This window comes from Gordonibacter massiliensis (ex Traore et al. 2017), assembly GCF_019731765.1.
Classification (GTDB): domain Bacteria; phylum Actinomycetota; class Coriobacteriia; order Coriobacteriales; family Eggerthellaceae; genus Gordonibacter; species Gordonibacter massiliensis.
On the sequence record NZ_JAASIO010000001.1, the window covers coordinates 815980 to 834484 of the forward strand.

Here is an 18505-nt window from a genome sequence, read left to right on the forward strand (position 1 = left end):
TTCCTGCGCAATCCAGCGTGCGTTCGAGTTTGCGGGTCGTCTTCCGCTTCCGCCTCGTTCGGCGTCGCGGCCCGTTCGCGCGTCTTCTCCGTCCGGCTCGAAGCCCGTTCCCCTACTTCCGCAGCATGCGGTAGCCGATGCCCACGTGGGTTTGGATGTAAGCGGGATGGGCCGGATCAGGTTCGATCTTCTTGCGCAGGGTGGCCATGAACACGCGCAGCGACGGCAGGTCGCTGGCCAGCGCGTTGCCCCACACTTCCTTCAAAATGGTATTGTGCGTGAGCACCTTGCCCGTGTTGCGGGCCAGCAAGGCCAGCAGCTTGTACTCGATCGGCGTGAGGTGAACCTCCTCGCCGGCCAGCGTGGCGGTGCGCGCGGCGTAGTCGATGCGCAAGTCGCCGTTCTCGTAAACGGGGCCGTCCTCGTCGTCGCGCGCGTCGGCCGCCAGACGGCGCGTGGCCACGCGCAGCCGCGCCAGCAGCTCTTCAACGGAGAACGGCTTGACGAGGTAGTCGTCGGCACCGGCGTCGAGCGCGGCCACCTTGTCGGCGTCTTCGGTGCGGGCCGACACCACGATGATGGGCGTGCGCGACCAGGTGCGCACCTGGCGGATGAGGTCCACGCCGTCGGCGTCGGGAAGCCCCAGGTCCAAGATGACGACGTCGGGGTTCTTCGTCGTGGCTTCCAGGAGCGCGGCGGCGCCCGTGCCGGCTTCGAGCAGGCGGTACCCCTGCACTTTGAGCGCCGTCGCTATGAGGCTCTTGACGGCGTTGTCGTCCTCAACGATAAGCACGGTGTAGGCTGCGTTGCCCTCAGTCGCGTTCGCCATGCGGGCTCCCTTCGTCGTCGATCGCCGCGGGGCCTTTCTGGGCTTTGGCGGCTGCGGACGCGTTGCCCTCTGAGGCCGCGTCGCCCTTGGCGGGCGCGTTGCCCCTGGCAGCTTCGCCGTCCTTTTCGGCTTGCGTTCCTTCGTCCACCGTGTATTCTACCGCGGGAAGCGTGAACGTGATCACGGTTCCGGGGCGGTCGGGGTCGGTGCGCTCGGCTTCGGGCAGGGCGTCCACGCCGATGGTCCCGCCGTGCATCTCCACGATGGACTTGCACAGCGCCAGGCCCAACCCCATGCCGCGTCGCGCATCGCCGCCCACGTTCTTCCCCTGGTAGAACATCGTGAATATCTCGGGCCGCTCGCTCGGCGCGATGCCGGGCCCGTCGTCGGCCACCGACACCGCCACGAGCCCGGGCGCGCCCCGGCGCTTGCCGCGCGGCAAGCGCCGGGCGGACACCGTAATGCGCGACCCCTCGGGGGTGTACGTCACGGCGTTGTTCACCAGGTTTATGACGACCTGCATGATAAGGCGCCCGTCCATCTGCGCCATGATCAGCGGATCCTCCACCTGCACGCGCAGATCGTGCAAGGCTGCCTTGCGGTTCAGGTGATGCAGCGCCTCGCGGATGACGTCCTCCACCAGCTCGGGCTCGGTTTTGAGCGATACGGTGCCGTTGTCCAGGCGGGTGACCACCAGCAGGTTCTCCACGAGGTTCACGAGCCAGAGCGCGTCTTCGTAGATGTCGGTGTAGATGGCCCGCTTCTTCTCGTCGGACAGCGCGTCGGCGCTCGACAGCAAGATGGAGGCGTCGCCGGAGATGCTGGTGAGCGGCGTGCGCAAATCGTGCGAGATGCTGCGCAGCAGGTTGGCGCGCAGGCTTTCCTGCTCGGCCTGCATGCGGATGCGGTGCGCGTCCTCGGTGGAGCGCTCCCGCTCCACGGCCTGTCCGCACTCGTCGAGCATGACCAGCAGCAGGTTCTTCTCGAAGGCGTCCAGGTCCTCGTCGGTCACCACGATGCCGGCCACGCCCATGACGCCGCCTTTGCCGCGGATGGGCAGGTAGAGGCAGCGCGCGTCCATGAGCGTGTCCGTTCCCGTGCCGGCCCGCTTGTTGTTGCTGGCCACCCAGGCCGCCACGGCGGTCTCGCCCTCGCTCACGAGGTCGGTCATGGTCACGTTCTCGTCGGGGTTGCCCGAAGAGAACAGGCTGGGATCGAGCAGCTTGCCTCCGGGTGCCACCTGGTAGATCACCACGGTGGTGCGCAGCAGCTTGATGACCTGCTCGGCGGTGGTGGACAGGATGCTGTCCACGCCGTCGGCCTCCTGCAGCCGGTGCTCCGTTTCCAGCAGCACCTCGGTGCGGTAGGCCTTGCGCGCGTTGGCCGTGGACTCCCGGCGCGTGCGGATGGTGAGCGACGACACCACGATAGACGTGACCAGCAGAAACGCGAACGTGAACGGGTAGTTTATGCCATAGGCCGACAACGTGAAGCGCGGCGCCACGAAGAAGAAGTTGAACAGCACCACGGCCAGCGGCGAGGCGATGACGCTGTAGACGAGCGTGTCGGCCTTGAGCGCTCCCAGCAGCACCGCCACCAGGTAGATGGCCAGGATGGTGCTGGACGCCAGGCCTATCTCGTGGAACGCCAGGCCCAGCACGGTGGCGCCCAACAGCACGAGGAACGCGGCCGCCAGGTCGACGCGCGTGGGCTTGAAACGAGAGGCCAGACGCGGGCCCGACGTTGGTCGGGCCTCGTGGCGATCGGCGATGACGACGACGTCGGCCGTGCAGGACAGGTCCGCCAGCCGTTCGGCCACGGTTTCGCGCGCGGGCAGGAAGGGGAGCGCGCGCTTGCGCCGGTTCTCGGACGACCCGATGACGATCTTGGAGATGGTTCCCGAAAGCGCGTACTGGGCGATTTGGAGCGCCGCGTCGTCGCCGTAGACGGTCACGACGTGCGCGCCCAGCTCTTCGGCGAGCTCCACGTTCGCATGCAGCGCGCGAGCGTCGTCTTCGGCGAGTTTGTTCTCGCTCGTGGGCTCTACGATGAGGGCTGTCAACGTGCCGCGGTAGGCGGCGGCCATCCGAGCGGCGGCGCGGATGGTGGTGGCGTTGCCGGGGGACGGGCTCACCTGCACGAGCACGTCGTCGCCGGCGTCGCCCGCGGCGCGCCCCAGGCCCCGCTCGAGGTTGCGGTTCAGGCGGTCGGCCGTGCGACGCAGCGCCAGCTCGCGCAGGTAGGCCAGGTTCTTCGCGGAGAAGAAGTGGGAAAGCGCCGTTTCGGCCCGATCGGGGCGGTATATCTTCCCGCTTTCGAGGCGTTCGATGAGGTCGTCGGGATCCAAGTCCACCAGCTCAACCGACGAGGCGTAGTCGAATATGCGGTCGGGAACGCGTTCCTGCACCACGACCTCGGTGGTGGCGGACACCTTGTCGTTCAGGCTTTCGAGATGCTGCACGTTCACGGTGGTGAACACGTCGATGCCCGCGTAGAGCAGCTCCTCCACGTCGTGGTAGCGCTTGGCGTGGCGGCTTCCGTGGGCGTTCGTGTGCGCCAGCTCGTCGACCAGGATGAGGTCGGGTTTGCGTGCGAGGGCCGCATCCACGTCGAACTCGCGCAGCGTGATGCCCTTGTACGGTATCTCGCGGACGGGCAGCTGTTCGAGGCCGTCCAGCAGGGCGAGCGTGTCGGGGCGCGTGTGGGGCTCGATGTAGCCCACCACCACGTCGCGGCCGTGTTCCTGCGCCACATGGGCGGCTTCGAGCATGGCGTAGGTTTTGCCCACGCCCGCCGCATAGCCGAAGAATATCTTGAGCCGGCCCCGATGGCCGCGTTCGCACGCCTCCGCCCCTGCGATGGCCTGCAGCAGGTTGTCGGGGTTCGGGCGGAGCGGTTCTGTTGGCGTGGGTTCCATAGCGCGAACATCATACGACAGACCTCGTGAGCGCGGCATTAAGGCCGCAGGTCTGGCATTAAGAAAGCATGAAGACGCCTGCGGAGCGTTTCCCGCGCGCCCCTCTGGCGCGCAGCGGACGGCGCGTTCGGCCTGCGCTCGGGCGCGTCGTCCGCTACCAAGGAGGTTTGATGCGCCAGGTGCGGTCGGCTCGATCCACGACCAGAAGGAACGAGATGAAATCTCCCGCTCCCACAAGCGCCGCAATGCCCAGCAGCGCGAAGGCCAGATCGAGTAGCGTCACGGCATGCTCCCTTCCTCGGTGCGCCCGAACAGCTTACGTGCGGACGCGTTAAGGCGCGCGAAAGAAACGGGCGCTCGCCGTAAAAATCGCGTTAAGGCGAAGGCGCGCTGCGGCGGGTCGCCGGAATACCGTGCCAAAAGCCGCCAAAGCGCGCGCCTTCGGCAACCGTCCTGCAGAGTGGAACCCGTGCCCAATAGGACCGCGTCGATCACGCTTGATGTTCCACTGTGGGGAGGCGCCCCGCCTTTCGGGAAAGCGCTTCGGCAGCGCTTATGAAGCGGTCCTCGCTTGGGGCGAGCCTCAGGGGCTTGCGCTATACTGGTGCCCATGAAGAAGAAAAGGCTCGATACGCTGCTCGTTGAGCAGGGCTATTTCCCCGATGCGGACGCGGCGCTGCGCGCCGTGCTGGCGCACGAGGTGAAGGTGGACGACGTGTACGCCACCAGCGCCGCCATGCGCGTGGCGCCCGATGCCGCTATCGTGGTGCGCGGCCGGCGGCGGTTCGTGTCGCGCGGCGGCCACAAGCTGCAAGGCGCGCTCGACGCTTATCACGAGGACGTGCAGGGCCTGCGTTGCATCGACATCGGCTCGTCCACGGGCGGTTTCACCGACTGCTTGCTGCAGGCGGGCGCGGCCAGCGTGGCATGCGTCGACGTGAACTACGGGCAGCTGGCCTGGCAGCTGCGGCAGGACGCGCGCGTGACCGTGTTCGAGCGCACGAACATCAAGCTGGCCGACCCCGCGACGCTCGGCGCTCCGTTCGACGTGCTGGTGGCCGACCTGAGCTTCATCGGCCTCGCGCAGCTCGCGCCCGTGTTCGCGCGCCTCTCGCACAGGGGGAGCGTGTTCTTGGGGCTGGTGAAGCCCCAATTCGAGTCGCGCCCCGGTGAGACGGAGGGCGGCGTGGTGCGCGACGAGGCCGTGCGCGAGCGCGTGGTGGACGAGGTGCGCGCGGCGCTCGAAGCCGCCGGCTTCCGCACGACCGGCGTGGTGGAGTCGCCCATCACCGGCCCCGAGGGCAACGTGGAGTACCTGGTGAGGGCGGTGTACGGCGAGGGTGCCTGATCGCGGTCTGCTTCTTAACCTCGGCGTTCGCCTCCTCTATGTTAAACCAGCATTGACATTACGCAGGCCAGCGCGTTGTCATCCTGAGCGAGCGGAGCGAGTCGAAGGATTCCGCGCGGCGGCAGCCGTAGCGCGTTCGGTTGGCACCGCGCGGGATCCTTCGGCTCCGGCGGCTTTCGCCGCTCATCGCTTCGCGACGCCTCCCTGCGCCCGCTCCGCGTGCTCGGGAGTGCAACAGTCCACTGGACTGTTGCATGCTCAGGATGACAACCCGGCCGGGCGCATGTCGCCGCTGATTTAACATAGAGCGCCCGACGTCTGGGACAAAATCGGGAGTTATGGTAACGAGCCGTGCTGGATTCGAGGCGGTTTGCCGAATTCGTCGGTATATCCCCAGATGGCAGGTTTTGCAGATCGGGGAAATCGATCGGTCTGCTACCATAGCCTCCTATTTTGTCCCTGACGTTTTCAGTTATAAAAAGCCAGAAGCCGTTGTGCGCTTGGTTTCGAAGCGGGTACGGGTAGACTGTTCGCAATCGGGATGTGCGACAATGGCAGATGCAACCCAACGGAGCAAGGAGGCGCGCGCATGAGCGTGATCGGCAACATACTGTGGTTCTTGTTCGCGGGTCTGTGGCAAGGCGTGAGCTGGATCCTTATCGGCGCGCTGTGGTGCGTCACCATCGTGGGCATACCCGTGGGCACGCAGTGCTTCAAGATGGCGGGCCTCGCGTTCTTTCCGTTCGGGAAGGAAGTGGAGTACGGCGGCGGGGCGGGGTCGGCCGTGCTCAACGTGCTCTGGTTCATCTTCGGCGGCGTGTTTCTAGCGCTCGAGGCGCTGCTCAACGGCGTGGTGCTCTGCATCACCGTCATCGGCATCCCCTTCGGCCTGCAGTGCTTCAAGCAGGCGAAACTGGCCTTGCTCCCCTTTGGCGCCGTGGTGCGGGGGAAGTAGCGGGCGATCTCCTTCGCTCGGCTGAATCTCAAGGGCGTTCGAGCGCCGTTTCCCGCCATGCTTCGTTTTGGAACGCTCTCTCACGCTCCTTTTCGATTGCAATGGGCTTGCAAACTCCGCACTGTCGCACTATAATGTTGTACGTACAACATAGGAGGTGCAACATGTCCGATGCAATGGTGACGGCGCGCATGTCGGCGGAGAAGAAAGAAGCGGGCAACCGCGTACTCGAGCAGCTGGGCACGAACGCTTCGCAGGCGGTGAACCGGCTGTACGACTACGTGCTCGAAAAAAAGGAACTGCCGTTTCCGGAGCAGCAAGAACGGCGGAAGTACACGCAGGAGGAAATCGCCCGGGCGATAGCCTGGGTGGACAGCATTCCGCGAAAGGATCGCTTCTCCACCATGACCGATGACGAAATCAGGCGGGAGCGCTTGGCTTCGCGCGGGCTTGCCACGAGAGGGGATTTCTCGTGAAGCTGATGCTCGATTCGAACATTGTGATCGACTACCTCAAAATGAGGGAGCCTTTTTATGCCGGCGCGCGAAAACTCGTGCTATTGGGATTTATAGCGGAACATGAACTTTGGTTCAGCTCTGCGCAAGCGAACGACGTTTTCTACACGTTGACGGGTGGAGGCAAGCCTTCTTTGGCCGCTCAATTGAAGAAAGACTTGAGAGAACTTCGACGGGGAGTGCGCATATGCGGCGTCAATGAGGCCGAGTTCGATGCTGCGCTCGATTCCCCCTGGACGGATCTCGAGGACGCGTGCGTGTACCAGTGCGCGCTCAAGCTGAAAGCCGACGCCATCATCACGCGCAACCAGCAAGACTTCGAGAAATCGTCCATGAAGGTGTTCGATTGCGACGAGTTGTTCGCTTACCTGGCCGAGGAAAAGGGCCTCACATACGAGGAGATTCCCTGGTAGTCGCTCGCGCGTGATAGACTGGCACCAAGCACCAAGCGCTTGGTAAAGGAGATGCAGCATGGGGATGGCAGCTTTAGCGGAACCGTTGGCAATCAAGATTTCCAGCAAACGGCAGATCACGATCCCGGCGAAGGCTTACGAGGAAGCGGGATTCAAGGATTACGCGCTGTGCACATGGACTGACAAAGGCATGTTTTTGCAACCGCTCGACGTCGAAGACGAGGATGCGACCATCGACATCCTTCGTTATCTTATCAGCGAGGGCTATGAGGGCGAAGATCTGATAACGCAGTACAAGGTCATGAAGAAGAAGGTCGTTTCCGTCAAGGACAAGATCGACGAGGCCGAGCGCGATATCGCAGAGGGACGCGTAGGATCGGCTCGGGAAATGCAAAAGCGGATGCGGGAAAAATATGGCCTATACGATCAATAAGTCTTCGAGTTTCGAATACGACTACGATGAAATACTTTCGTATCTTGTAGACGATTTGAAGTCGCCTCGATCTGCTCTGTCTTTGATCAACGAAATGGACAAGGCCATCGAATTTCTGGAAACCACACCGTACGCGAATTCAGTTTCAATAAGGCCGGCTCTGGCTAAAAACGGGTATCGAGAAATGCCAGTCAAGAATTACGTTGTTGTGTACAGAGTTCGGGGTCGGATGGTGTATCTTGTGCGCATGTTTCACCAGACCCAACGCTATGAGCGCTTTGTGATGGAGTGGGATTGAGGGAGCCGCGTATCAGGATTGCGCGGCTCCCTCTCGTAGGCGCTTCGACAGCGATCGCTAGTTCTTCAGCGAGTTGATGGGGGCGGGCATGCGGCCGCCGCGATGGGCGAACACCGTTCCGGCGTGGCCGTTCACGGGCATGACGGGCGCGTAGCCCAGCAGGCCGCCGAAGTCCAGCCGGTCGCCCACCTGCTTGCCGATGGCGGGGATGATGCGCACGGCGGTGGTCTTGTTGTTGATCATGCCGATGGCGCATTCGTCGGCGATGATGCCGAAGATGGTCTCCACGCTCGTATCGCCGGGCACGGCGATCATGTCCAAGCCCACCGAGCACACGCAGGTCATGGCCTCCAGCTTCTCCAGCGACAGCGCGCCGGACTCCGCCGCGCGGATCATGCCGGCATCCTCCGACACGGGGATGAACGCGCCGGACAGGCCGCCCACGGACGAGGACGCCATGACGCCGCCCTTCTTCACGGCGTCGTTCAGCATGGCGAGCGCCGCCGTGGTGCCCGGGCCGCCGCATTGGCCCACGCCGATGGCTTCGAGGATCTCGGCCACCGAGTCGCCCTCGGCCGGCGTCGGTGCCAGCGACAGGTCCAAGATGCCCTGCTGCACGCCCAAACGCTGGGAGGCCTCGCGCGCCATGAGCTCGCCCGCGCGCGTGATCTTGAACGCCGTGGCCTTGATGGCCTCGGCCACCGACGTGATGTCGGCATCCTTCGGCAGGTCGGCCAGCACGGCGCGCACCACGCCGGGGCCCGACACGCCCACGTTCACCACGGCGTCGGCCTCGCCCGAGCCGTGGAACGCGCCGGCCATGAAGGGGTTGTCCTCCACGGCGTTGCAGAACACCACCAGCTTGCCGGCGCCGATGCACTGGCGGTCGGCCGTGGCCTCGGCCGTCTTCTTCACGATGCCGGCCATCAGGTAGGCGGCGTCCATGTTGATGCCGGCGCGCGTGGAGCCCACGTTCACCGACGAACACACGTTGTCGGTGACGGACAGCGCGTGGGGGATGGAGTTCATCAGCTTGCAATCGGCTTTCGAGGCGCCCTTGTGCACGAGCGCCGAGAAGCCGCCCACGAAGTCGACGCCCACCTCCTTGCCGGCTTTGTCCATGGCCACGGCGATGGGCGTGAAGTCCTCCGCGTCGGTGGCGGCGCATATCTCGGCGATGGGCGTGACGGAGATGCGCTTGTTCACAATGGGAATGCCGAACTCGCGCTCCAGCTGCTCGGCCGTGGGCACGAGGCGCTCGGCGGCAGTGGTCATGCGGTCGTACACCTTGCGCGCCATGACGTCGATGTCGGCGTCCGTGCAACCTCGCAGGTTCAAGCCCAGCGTGATGGTGCGGATGTCGAGGTGCTGCTTGCTCACCATCGCAAGCGTTTCGGCGATTTCGGCCGGCGTGATCTGCATGACGTCCCGTCTTTCTCTCGGATGATGCGTGCGCGTATGCGAAACAGCATAGCAAATAACCGTCCGCCCCGATGAAGCGTTCGCCCCTTTTCCGGCGTTTCTTCTCATGTGGGTTCGAGCCTCGTTTTGACGGCGGGCGTATAATGACGAAGAAAAGAGCGGCGGCGGAACGGCATTCTTAAGAGGTGGACGCGCATGTCCCGAAGCAAGGCGGCGCACTTCGTCGCGGTGGTGTGCCTATGGTTCTCCCTGTACGTGTACATACCCTATCAAACGCCCTACCTGACGGGGATGGGCGTAGCGGCGGGGGTCGTCGGCACGGTGATCGGCGCCTACGGAACGATGCAGATCGTGCTCAGGGTGCCGCTGGGCGTGATGGCCGACTATCTGGGGCGTCACTGCGCCATCATTTCCGCCGGCGTCGCGTTGGGCGGGGCCGCGTGTGTCGTCAGGGTGCTGGTGCCCGACGAGCAGGGGTACCTCGTCGCCAACGTCGTCTCGGGGTGCGCCGCGTCCACCTGGATATCGTTCATGGTGCTGTACTGCCAGTACTATCCCCCTGACCGGCAGCAGAAGGCGACGAGCACCATGATCATGGCGTGCAACCTGGGCATGTGCCTGGCGTTCGTGTTCGGCGCCGCGTTGTACGGGTTCGGCGGCATGCCGCTGCTCTGCACGGCGGGGGCGATCGCCGGCTTCGCTGGGCTGGCGGCCAGCGCCTTCATCCGTCAGGACGGGGGCTTTTCTCGCGGTGATGCCCCATCGGCTGCAGCGGAGGGAGCGCTCGCGACGGACGCGACGCCCGACGCAGACGCGCCTGCGGTCCGGCGCGGCGGCATGGCGGCCGTGAGGGACCTGTTGTCCGTGTGCGCGAACAGGCGGCTCGTGCTGTTCTCGGTGCTCGCGTTGGTGCAGCAGGGCGTCCAGATGTCCACGGCCATGTCGTTCACCACGCAGATCCTTCAGGACGAAGGCGCCACGGCGGGGTTCGTCGGCGCCGCCTCGGTGTTCTACATGGTGGCGGCGGTGGCGTCGGCGCAGTTCGCTTCCACGCAGCGGTGCGCGCGCCGCGGGCCGCGGTTCTACGTGCCGCTTGTGTTCGTCTTGATGGGCGCGTACTGCGTGCTGGTTCCCGCCGTGGGGAACATCTACGTGGTGTTCGCCCTGCAGGCGCTGCCCGGCATGTCGACGGGCATCCTTTTGTCGTACCTGACGTCGGAGTCGATGGCGGGCGTTCCGCCTGAGAAGAACTCGACGGCCATGGGTTTCTTCCAAGCGGTGTACGCGGTGGGCATGAGCCTGTTCCCGATGATCGTGGGGGCGCTGGCCGGGTGGTCGTCCCTCGGCACCGGCTACGCGTTCCTCGCGGCGGCCTCGGTTGCGGGGGCGTTGGCGTCGGGAGCGCACTACGCTGCGGAGGCACGGCGGCTCGGGCGGTAGCCGCAAGGCCTCGACGCGCCGCGCCGCAGCGCCCCTCGCGCCGTCGACGTCTTCGGTCTCCGTCAAATGCGGGCCGTGCTCACCTCGCCGTACGGCAGCTCCCAGCGCGTTTTGTCGGGAAGCTCCACCACCAGCTTGAAGTCGTCGGTGAGGTCGACGGCGCGCACGCGCACGCGCGAGCCGTTGCGCGTCACCACGACGGGCTGCCCCAGCAGGAAGCAGCGGCGGCGATACTCCTCGTGAAACGCCAGGTCGGGCAGGTTCTCGTAGAGGCGCCAGAAGCGCATGAGCATCTCGGCCGCCAGCCGGCTGCGCAGCGCGCCCACGGCCTCGTCGCTCACGGCGCCGGCCACGTCGGCTATGTCGCGGGGGAAGCCGGCGGCGGGCTTCCTCACGTTCACGCCCATGCCGAGCACCGCATGCTCGAAGCGCCCCGATTCCATGTCCACCACGCCCTCGGTGAGGATGCCGGCCACCTTGCGGCCGTTGCAGTAGATGTCGTTCACCCATTTGATGAGGGCTTCCTTGCCGGTTGCGGCCTCGATGGCCTGCGCGCACGCCACGGCGGCGGCGCAGGTGAGGTACTGCGCGCGGTCGGCCTGCAGGCTCGGGCGCAGCACCATGCTCAGGTACACGCCCGATCCGGCGGGGGAGTAGAACGTCTTGCCCAAGCGGCCGCGCCCGGCGGTCTGCTCCTCGGCCAGCACCACCGTGCCCTCGCGAGCGCCCTCAAGCGCGCGTCGCCGCGCCTCGGCGTTCGTGGAGTCCAGGCGCTTGCGCACCGCGATGTCGAACGGATGGTCCTCGGGCAGAAACCGCTCGATGCTCGCGGGCGACAGCAGGTCGTTCTCCTGCGCCAGGCGATACCCCCGGTTCGTGGCCGCCTCGACGCGGTAGCCCTCCGCGCGCAGCGCCTCCACGGCCTTCCACACGGCGTTGCGGCTGACCCCGATGGCCTCGGCCAGCCGCGCGCCCGACACGTGCCGGTCGCGGTTGTCCTCCAGCATCCGCAGCAATTGTTCCTTGGTTCCCATCGAGCGCCTTTCCTTCGCGAACCCCCATGCTAGGAGAAGCGCGCCCTTCGTGTCAACGCTCGACGTACAACGGGGTGACAATGTCCCAAAAACGCCTGCTCCCATTTGGGACTCCCATTTCGGATAGGTGTGCTTCGATACGGGGGAGGTTTCATGTACGAAACTCCGCCTCGAAAGCACGAAAATTACCGCTGTGAAGCGTTTTCGCGGCTCCGAAGGGCCTCCGGGCGCTCCTTGGGCGCGCTCTTTTCCGAGTTGTGTGCGTTTTCCCAGGTCGTGAGACGCCGGCTTACCTGCCGTTCGCGCAAGCTGCTTCACAGTGGTGATTTTCGTGACTTCAGAGCCGCTTTTGCTGCAGGGTCGGCCGCGCGTGTCCCTGTTCGTCCGCTCGATGGGGATCCGGCGTCGAGCCATACGGGCGGGTTCGCATCGACTCCGACATAAGGCCGGGGATCCTGCGAAGCGGGGACGAAGGAACCCGCTCGGTGCCAACTGAAAACGCTTCGGCTGCCGCCGCGCGGGATCCTTCGACTCCGACGGCTTATTCGACTCCGGCGGCCCGCGCCGCCCATCGCTTCGCGATGCCTCCCTGCGCCCGCTCCGCGTGCTCGGGAGTGCAACAGTCCGCTGGACTGTTGCATGCTCAGGATGACAACCCGGCCGGGTGCATGCCAATGCCGGCTTGGCAGTGGAAGATGCCTGAAACGCACGAAAATGCGAGCAATGTTGCGTTTCGGGTCGATGAAGGCGCTCCGCCTCGTTTGTTGTACAACGCGCTAAGTCTCTGAACAGGTAATTCAAGAATTGCTTGAGAACGCGGCTGCGAATGCAGGTTTCGAAACGCAACATTGCTCGCATTTTCGTGCGTTTCGGCGGGTTCTCTCTGCCGAACCGCCGGGGTTTGTGGAGAGGCGTTGAAATCTCGACGGCTTCCTCGTACAATAGCCACTATTGAACAAAGTGTTCATTATTGGTCGAAATGTTCAAAAGCACCTAGTTCGTCGAACGGGCTGCTCGGGCGGGCTGCTTGGGCGAGCCGGTCGAACGGGCTGTTACAGAAAGGACGCGCATGGCGATTGCCGTGGCAGAAAGCGCGAACGCAAGGGTCGGGAAGGCCGCGCCGGTCGCGGCAGAGCCCGTCGCCGGGAAGGCCATGCCGGTCGCAACAGGGCCTGTCGCTGGGAAGGCAGCGTCGGTTGCAGCAGAGCCCGTCGCGGCGGGTTCCGCAGCGACGTGCTGCGAGGATCGGCGCATCACGCGGTCGAAGCGGGCGCTACGCGACGCGCTCATCGAGCTCATGGAGGAGCGCGGCTTCGACGGCTTCACGGTGAACGACCTGTGCGCCCGCGCCGACTTGAATCGCGGCACGTTCTACAACCACTTCCACGACAAGGAGTCGTTGCTGGCGACGCTGGAAGACGAGGTCATGTGCGACCTCGAGCGCTTCCAGGAGCAGATGCAGGACCTCACCGTGCGCAGCCTCATGACGTACCGCGCGCGCAAGAAGCCCCTGCCGTTTCTGGTGGAGCTGTTCGACTACCTGCGCGAACAGGGCGACTTCCTGCACGCCGTGCTGGGCCCTGGCGGCGACGTGCGCTTCGGCCCGCGCCTGCGCGACTCCGTGTGCACGAACCTCGTGCAGTCCATCCTGCACGAGCGCTACCGCAACGATCCCGCGCCGTTCGTGGGCTACTACGTGGCGTTCTTCGCCTCGGCTTACCTGGGCGTGATAGAGCGGTGGATAGAGACGGGCATGCGGGAAAGCTCGGAGGAGATGGCGCTCATAGCCATGCGCCTGTTTTTCATCAAGCCGGGCGAATCGATCAAACTGTAGCGCTTTCGAAGCGCACGCTTCGAAAGCTGCCGATACGAGGGAACTTGCAAAGGAGAAGGCCATGGCGAACGAGCCCATGAGCACCAACGAAGATCAGACGACGGAAGGCGCGGCGACAAGCCCCGCGTCGGCGTCGGAAGGTTCCGCGCCGAGCGTTTCGGGCGAGGCATCCAACGCGACGAACGCTCCGGCCGCCGCCGCGCAGGCTCCCGCTGTCGACGCGGCGAACGCTCCCGTGCCGGCGGAGGGCACGCTGCACATCGGCATCGACGTGGGCTCCACCACGGTGAAGCTGGCCATCCTCGACGGCGAGAACGACGTGAAGTTCTCCGTGTACCGCCGTCACCACGCCGACGTGCGCGCCACCATCGTGGAGGTGCTGGAGGAGGCCGCGGCCGACTTCGGCGGCGAGGCCATGACCATCGCCATCACGGGCTCGGGCGGCCTGCTGCTGGCCCAGTGGCTGGGCGTGGAGTTCGTGCAGGAGGTCATCGCCAGCAAGACGGCCGTGGAAACCTTCATTCCCGCCACCGACGTGGCCATCGAGCTGGGCGGCGAGGACGCGAAGATCATCTACTTCGACCAAGGCATCGAGCAGCGCATGAACGGCACGTGCGCCGGCGGCACGGGCGCGTTCATCGACCAGATGGCGGCGCTGCTGAACACCGACGCGGGCGGCTTGAACGAGCTTGCGCAGGGCGCGCAGACCATCTACCCCATCGCCAGCCGCTGCGGCGTGTTCGCCAAGACCGACGTGCAGCCGCTGCTGAACGAGGGCGCGCGCAAGGAGGACATCGCCGCGTCCATCTTCCAGTCGGTGGTCACGCAGACCATCTCCGGTCTGGCGTGCGGCCGGCCCATCCGCGGTCACGTGGCCTTCCTGGGCGGCCCGCTGCAGTACCTCCCCGAGCTGCGCAAGCGCTTCTATGAGACGCTGCAGCTGGACGACGAGCACATCATCGTGCCCGCCAACGCCCACCTGTTCGTGGCCAACGGTTGCGCCATCGCCGGCGCGGCCAGCGAGACGGTGCGCGCCGAGCGCCTGTCCGACGTGCTCGACCGCTTGAAGAACCTGGGCGACATCCAGGGTTCCGAGGTGGTGCGCCTGGACCCCTTGTTTGCCACTCCCGACGACTACGCCGCGTTCAAGAGCCGCCACGCCGCCGAGACCGTGCGCCGCGGCGACCTCATGGCCTACGAGGGCACGGCGTATCTGGGCATCGACGCCGGCTCCACCACGTTCAAGGCCGCGCTCATCGGCGAGGACGGCGCGCTTCTGTGGTCGCACTACGCCAGCAACAAGGGCGACGTGCTGGGCTGCGCGAAAGCGGCCCTCGCGGGGCTGTACAACGCCATGCCGGTGGACGAGGAAACGGGCCGCCCGATCGTGCGCATCGGCCACGCCACGGTGACGGGCTACGGCGAGCACCTGCTGCTGGAGGCGCTGCGCGTGGACTCCGGCGAGATCGAGACGGTGGCGCACCTGCGCGGCGCGCAGGAGATGCTGCCGGGCGTGGAGTTCATCTTGGACATCGGCGGCCAGGACATGAAGTGCCTGCGCGTGAAGGACGGCGTGATCGACCACATCATGCTGAACGAGGCGTGCTCGTCCGGCTGCGGCAGCTTCATCGAGAGCTTCGCCACGGGCCTGAACCTGGACGTGGCCGAGTTCGCGCAGACGGCCATCGAGGCCGAGCGCCCCGTCGACCTGGGAAGTCGCTGCACCGTGTTCATGAACTCCCGCGTGAAGCAGGCACAGAAGGAAGGCGCCACCGTGGGCGACATCGCCGCGGGCCTGGCCATCTCCGTCATCAAGAACGCGCTGTTCAAGGTTATCAAGATCCGCGATCCGCACGACGTGGGCACGAAGGTGATCGTGCAGGGCGGCACGTTCTTGAACGACGCCGTGCTGCGCGCGTTCGAGCAGCTGTCCGAGGTGGAGGCCGTGCGTCCCGACATCGCCGGCAACATGGGCGCGTTCGGCGCCGCCCTGCTCGCGCGCGACCGCTACCACGAGGCCGTGGCGCGCGAGGCCCGCAAAGCCGAAGCCGGCGCCGCGTGGAGCTCCGACGACGACAAGCTGGCCGCCCCGGCGACCGTCGCCTCCACCTTGCTCTCCCTCGAGCAGATCGAGGCCCTTTCCCCCACGCACAAGACGGTGCGCTGCAAGGGCTGCTCGAACAGCTGCCTGCTCACGGTGAACGACTTCGGCAAGGACGACGTTACCGGCAAGCACCGCCGCTTCATCACGGGCAACCGCTGCGAGAAGGGGGCGGGCACGTTCGACGAGAACAAGAACGTCGTGCCGAACCTGTTCGAGTACAAGTCGAGCCGCCTGTTCGACGTCTACGAGCCGCTGGCCGCCGACGCGGCGCCGCGCGGCTCGGTGGGCATCCCGCGTGCGCTGAACCTATACGAGAACTACCCGTTCTGGTTCACGTTCTTCACGAAGCTGGGCTTCCGCGTGGTGCTGTCCGACCCGTCCACGAAGAAGACCTACGAGGCCGGCATCGAGTCCATGCCGTCGGAGAGCGTGTGCTACCCGGCCAAGCTCAGCCACGGCCACATCATGAACCTGTTGGACAAGCATCCCGACTTCATCTGGTTCCCGTGCAGCAAATGGGAGCGCCAGGAGGACGAGGGCGCCGGCAACCACTTCAACTGCCCCATCGTGGCCAGCTACCCCGAGGCGCTGCGTCTGAACATCGACGAGCTGCGCACGTCCGACGTGCCGTTCTTGAACCCGTGGCTGCCCTACGACCAGAAGGAGCACCTGAAGAAGCGCCTGTTCGTGGAACTGGTGGAAGCGCATCCCGAGCTCATGGGCGCGCCCGGCGCGCCGACGCAGGCCGAGGTGGACGCCGCGGTGGACGCCGCGTGGGCCGAGGACGAGGCGTTCAAGCGCGACATCCGCGCGAAGGGCGAGGAGACGCTTGCCTGGATGGAAGCCACGGGCACGCACGGCATCGTGCTGGCCGGCCGCCCGTACCACAACGATCCCGAGATCAACCACGCCATTCCCGAGCTGCTGACCAGCTTCGGCCTGGCCGTGCTCACCGAGGACTCCATCGCGCACTTAGGCATGCTGGAGCGCCCGATACGCCTGGTGGACCAGTGGATGTACCACACCCGCCTGTACGCGGCCGCGAAGGTGGCCACCGAGCGGCGCGACCTGGACCTCATCCAGCTCAACAGCTTCGGCTGCGGCCTGGACGCGCTCACCACCGACCAAGTGCAGGAGATCATCGAGCGCGCGGGCAAGGTGTACACCGTGCTCAAAATCGACGAGGTGTCGAACCTGGGCGCGGCGCGCATCCGCGTGCGCAGCTTGCTGGCGGCGCTGAAGGACCAGGCCGACGAGGCCGCCGAAGCCGAGCTCGTGCCGCGCGGCTGCCCGGCCATGAACTTCGACCCCGACAAGTTCATCTCCACGCCCGATGCCGCCGTGGCCGAGAAGACCGGCGCGACGGAGGCGGCAATCGCCGAGGAGCTGGCCGAGGAGAGCGAGGCCGCCCTCAAGGCGGCGGGAGCCGCAGCCGCCGCCACCGTGCCCGCGCCGCCCGAGACGTTCACCGAGAAGGCCGCGCCCGAGGTCATCGAGCGCTTCCGCCAGCGCGAAGGCGCCTCGAGCGAATTCCCGCGCGCCGTGTTCACGCAGCAGATGAAGGACGAGGGCTACACCATCCTCTGCCCGCAGATGGCTCCCATCCACTTCGACCTGCTCGTGGAGATATTCAACAAAGAGGGCTACAACTTCGAGCTTCTGCCGTCGGTGGACCACGGCGCGGTGGACGCGGGCCTGAAGTACGTGAACAACGACATCTGCTATCCGTCCATCCTGGTCACCGGGCAGATCATGGAGGCCGTGATGTCGGGGCGCTACGACACCGACAAGCTGGCCGTCATCATCACGCAGACGGGCGGCGGCTGCCGCGCCACCAACTACATCTCGCTCATCCGCAAGGCGCTGGCCGCGGTGGGTCTGCCGCATATCCCGGTGATCGCGCTGTCGTTCAAGGACCTGGGGGAGGACAACCCCGGCTTCAAGGTCACGCCCAAGATGCTGCTGCAGGCCGTGTACGCGCTGGGCTACGGCGACCTGCTCATGATGTGCCTGTACCGCACGCGCCCCTACGAGGTGGAGCCGGGCAGCGCGAACCGCCTGTTCGACCACTGGATGGCCGCGTGCAAGGGCCAGCTGGCGCGCGGGCTGAAGCGCAGCGAGTTCAAGGAAACCGTGCGCCGCATCGTGGAGGACTTCGACACGCTGCCCCTGGCGGGCGAGGGCACGAAGCCGCGCGTGGGCGTGGTGGGCGAGATCCTGGTGAAGTTCCACCCCACGGCGAACAACCAGATCGTCGACGTTATCGAGCGCGAGGGCTGCGAGGCCGTGGTGCCGGGGCTCATCGAGTTCTTCCTGTTCGGCATCGCCGGCAGCATCTTCCAGAAGGACCCGCTCGGGCGTTCCGCCAAGGGCGCGTTCGGCAGCCGCATCGCGCTCAAGGTCATCGCGCAGTTCCGCGCGCCGGTGACGAACGCGCTCAAGGCGTCGAGCCGCTTCCAGCCGCCGGCGGACATCTACGAGCTGGCCGAGTACGCGAGCGAGATCTTGAGCCTGTGCAACTCGATGGGCGAGGGCTGGCTGCTCACGGCCGAGATGGTGGAGCTTATCAAGACGGGTGCGCCGAACGTGGTGTGCACGCAGCCGTTCGCCTGCCTGCCGAACCACGTGGTGGGCAAGGCCGTGATCAAGGAGCTGCGCCGCCGCTACCCCGACAGCAACATCGTGGCCGTGGACTACGACCCCGGCGCGTCGGAGGTGAACCAGCTCAACCGCATCAAGCTCATGATATCCGTGGCGAAGGCGAACCTGGCCGACAAGGAGGCCGAGGCGAAGGCGACGCGCGATCAGTTCGTGGACGCCGGCCGTCCACACGCCGCGCAGGAGAAGATGGGCGAGCTGGAGATAGAGACCGAGAAAGCGTAGGTTCGCACCCCGGGTGCGGGGAGGGGGGTCGTCCCCTGTGGCGGCGACCCCGTCCCGACGCTGCGGCCCGCGTTCCCGGG

Annotated in this window: 14 protein-coding genes; 9 read left to right on the top strand and 5 right to left on the bottom strand. The window is 65.8% G+C overall.

Features of this window, described 5'->3' with window-relative positions; all coding sequences use genetic code 11:
• Nucleotides 1-112: 112 nt before the first annotated feature.
• The 3 genes from HCH03_RS03345 to HCH03_RS16570 all read right to left on the bottom strand — a co-directional run bounded on the left by HCH03_RS03345 (nt 113) and on the right by HCH03_RS16570 (nt 4029).
• Nucleotides 113-829: a response regulator gene (locus HCH03_RS03345; RefSeq protein ID WP_185904292.1), complete on the bottom strand. Its 717-nt coding sequence runs from the start codon at nt 827-829 to the stop codon at nt 113-115.
• Nucleotides 813-3746 carry a sensor histidine kinase gene (locus tag HCH03_RS03350; RefSeq protein ID WP_221688332.1) on the bottom strand — a complete coding sequence of 978 codons (2934 nt, stop codon included), beginning with the start codon at nt 3744-3746 and terminating at the stop codon, nt 813-815. Before HCH03_RS03350 ends, HCH03_RS03345 begins: the two co-directional genes overlap by 17 nt.
• Before the next feature lie 154 nt (nt 3747-3900).
• Nucleotides 3901-4029, bottom strand: a complete 129-nt coding sequence (locus HCH03_RS16570; protein ID WP_281421052.1) for a hypothetical protein — start codon at nt 4027-4029, stop codon at nt 3901-3903.
• 327 nt (nt 4030-4356) lie between these two features.
• Here HCH03_RS16570 and HCH03_RS03355 point away from each other — a divergent pair, with 327 nt between their 5' ends.
• From HCH03_RS03355 to HCH03_RS03380, 6 genes are all read left to right on the top strand, one after another.
• Nucleotides 4357-5094 carry a TlyA family RNA methyltransferase gene (locus tag HCH03_RS03355; RefSeq protein ID WP_185904294.1) on the top strand — a complete coding sequence of 246 codons (738 nt, stop codon included), beginning with the start codon at nt 4357-4359 and terminating at the stop codon, nt 5092-5094.
• Between the two features lie 589 nt (nt 5095-5683).
• A complete protein-coding gene (locus HCH03_RS03360; RefSeq protein ID WP_080144512.1) occupies nt 5684-6049 on the top strand; it encodes a YccF domain-containing protein in 366 nt (121 codons plus the stop codon).
• A 164-nt stretch (nt 6050-6213) separates the two neighbouring features.
• Entirely contained in the window at nt 6214-6525 is a 312-nt protein-coding gene (locus HCH03_RS03365; RefSeq protein WP_221688333.1) for a type II toxin-antitoxin system RelB/DinJ family antitoxin, read from the top strand.
• 5 nt (nt 6526-6530) lie between these two features.
• Entirely contained in the window at nt 6531-6977 is a 447-nt protein-coding gene (locus HCH03_RS03370; RefSeq protein WP_246599615.1) for a type II toxin-antitoxin system VapC family toxin, read from the top strand.
• A 58-nt stretch (nt 6978-7035) separates the two neighbouring features.
• Entirely contained in the window at nt 7036-7410 is a 375-nt protein-coding gene (locus tag HCH03_RS03375; protein WP_080144514.1) for a delta-aminolevulinic acid dehydratase, read from the top strand.
• Nucleotides 7391-7708 (top strand): type II toxin-antitoxin system RelE/ParE family toxin, encoded by a 318-nt coding sequence (locus HCH03_RS03380; RefSeq protein WP_221688335.1) that lies wholly within the window; start codon nt 7391-7393, stop codon nt 7706-7708. The genes HCH03_RS03375 and HCH03_RS03380 overlap by 20 nt, the downstream gene beginning before the upstream one ends.
• Nucleotides 7709-7765: 57 nt before the next feature.
• Here HCH03_RS03380 and HCH03_RS03385 read toward each other — a convergent pair whose 3' ends face one another.
• Nucleotides 7766-9130, bottom strand: coding sequence for a PFL family protein (locus HCH03_RS03385; protein WP_185904297.1), 1365 nt, complete (start codon nt 9128-9130; stop codon nt 7766-7768).
• Between the two features lie 195 nt (nt 9131-9325).
• On the opposite strand from HCH03_RS03385, the gene HCH03_RS03390 reads away from it, so the two are divergent.
• Nucleotides 9326-10570 (top strand): MFS transporter, encoded by a 1245-nt coding sequence (locus tag HCH03_RS03390; protein ID WP_221688336.1) that lies wholly within the window; start codon nt 9326-9328, stop codon nt 10568-10570.
• 62 nt (nt 10571-10632) lie between these two features.
• Here HCH03_RS03390 and HCH03_RS03395 read toward each other — a convergent pair whose 3' ends face one another.
• Nucleotides 10633-11604 (bottom strand): biotin--[acetyl-CoA-carboxylase] ligase, encoded by a 972-nt coding sequence (locus HCH03_RS03395; protein WP_221688337.1) that lies wholly within the window; start codon nt 11602-11604, stop codon nt 10633-10635.
• Between the two features lie 1069 nt (nt 11605-12673).
• On the opposite strand from HCH03_RS03395, the gene HCH03_RS03400 reads away from it, so the two are divergent.
• Together HCH03_RS03400 and HCH03_RS03405 are read left to right on the top strand one after the other, a co-directional pair.
• Nucleotides 12674-13438 carry a TetR/AcrR family transcriptional regulator gene (locus HCH03_RS03400; protein WP_368042411.1) on the top strand — a complete coding sequence of 255 codons (765 nt, stop codon included), beginning with the start codon at nt 12674-12676 and terminating at the stop codon, nt 13436-13438.
• A 61-nt stretch (nt 13439-13499) separates the two neighbouring features.
• Nucleotides 13500-18425 carry a 2-hydroxyacyl-CoA dehydratase gene (locus tag HCH03_RS03405; RefSeq protein WP_246599500.1) on the top strand — a complete coding sequence of 1642 codons (4926 nt, stop codon included), beginning with the start codon at nt 13500-13502 and terminating at the stop codon, nt 18423-18425.
• Nucleotides 18426-18505: the final 80 nt, after the last annotated feature.

Coding starts and splice junctions, on each gene's coding strand:
- HCH03_RS03370 (WP_246599615.1), top strand. CDS start 6,531: ATGCTCGATTCGAACATTGTGATCGACTACCTCAAAATGAGGGAGCCT.
- HCH03_RS03360 (WP_080144512.1), top strand. CDS start 5,684: ATGAGCGTGATCGGCAACATACTGTGGTTCTTGTTCGCGGGTCTGTGG.
- HCH03_RS03355 (WP_185904294.1), top strand. CDS start 4,357: ATGAAGAAGAAAAGGCTCGATACGCTGCTCGTTGAGCAGGGCTATTTC.
- HCH03_RS03385 (WP_185904297.1), bottom strand. CDS start 9,130: ATGCAGATCACGCCGGCCGAAATCGCCGAAACGCTTGCGATGGTGAGC.
- HCH03_RS03380 (WP_221688335.1), top strand. CDS start 7,391: ATGGCCTATACGATCAATAAGTCTTCGAGTTTCGAATACGACTACGAT.
- HCH03_RS03375 (WP_080144514.1), top strand. CDS start 7,036: ATGGGGATGGCAGCTTTAGCGGAACCGTTGGCAATCAAGATTTCCAGC.
- HCH03_RS03350 (WP_221688332.1), bottom strand. CDS start 3,746: ATGGAACCCACGCCAACAGAACCGCTCCGCCCGAACCCCGACAACCTG.
- HCH03_RS03395 (WP_221688337.1), bottom strand. CDS start 11,604: ATGGGAACCAAGGAACAATTGCTGCGGATGCTGGAGGACAACCGCGAC.
- HCH03_RS03345 (WP_185904292.1), bottom strand. CDS start 829: ATGGCGAACGCGACTGAGGGCAACGCAGCCTACACCGTGCTTATCGTT.
- HCH03_RS03400 (WP_368042411.1), top strand. CDS start 12,674: ATGGCGATTGCCGTGGCAGAAAGCGCGAACGCAAGGGTCGGGAAGGCC.
- HCH03_RS03405 (WP_246599500.1), top strand. CDS start 13,500: ATGGCGAACGAGCCCATGAGCACCAACGAAGATCAGACGACGGAAGGC.
- HCH03_RS03390 (WP_221688336.1), top strand. CDS start 9,326: ATGTCCCGAAGCAAGGCGGCGCACTTCGTCGCGGTGGTGTGCCTATGG.
- HCH03_RS03365 (WP_221688333.1), top strand. CDS start 6,214: ATGTCCGATGCAATGGTGACGGCGCGCATGTCGGCGGAGAAGAAAGAA.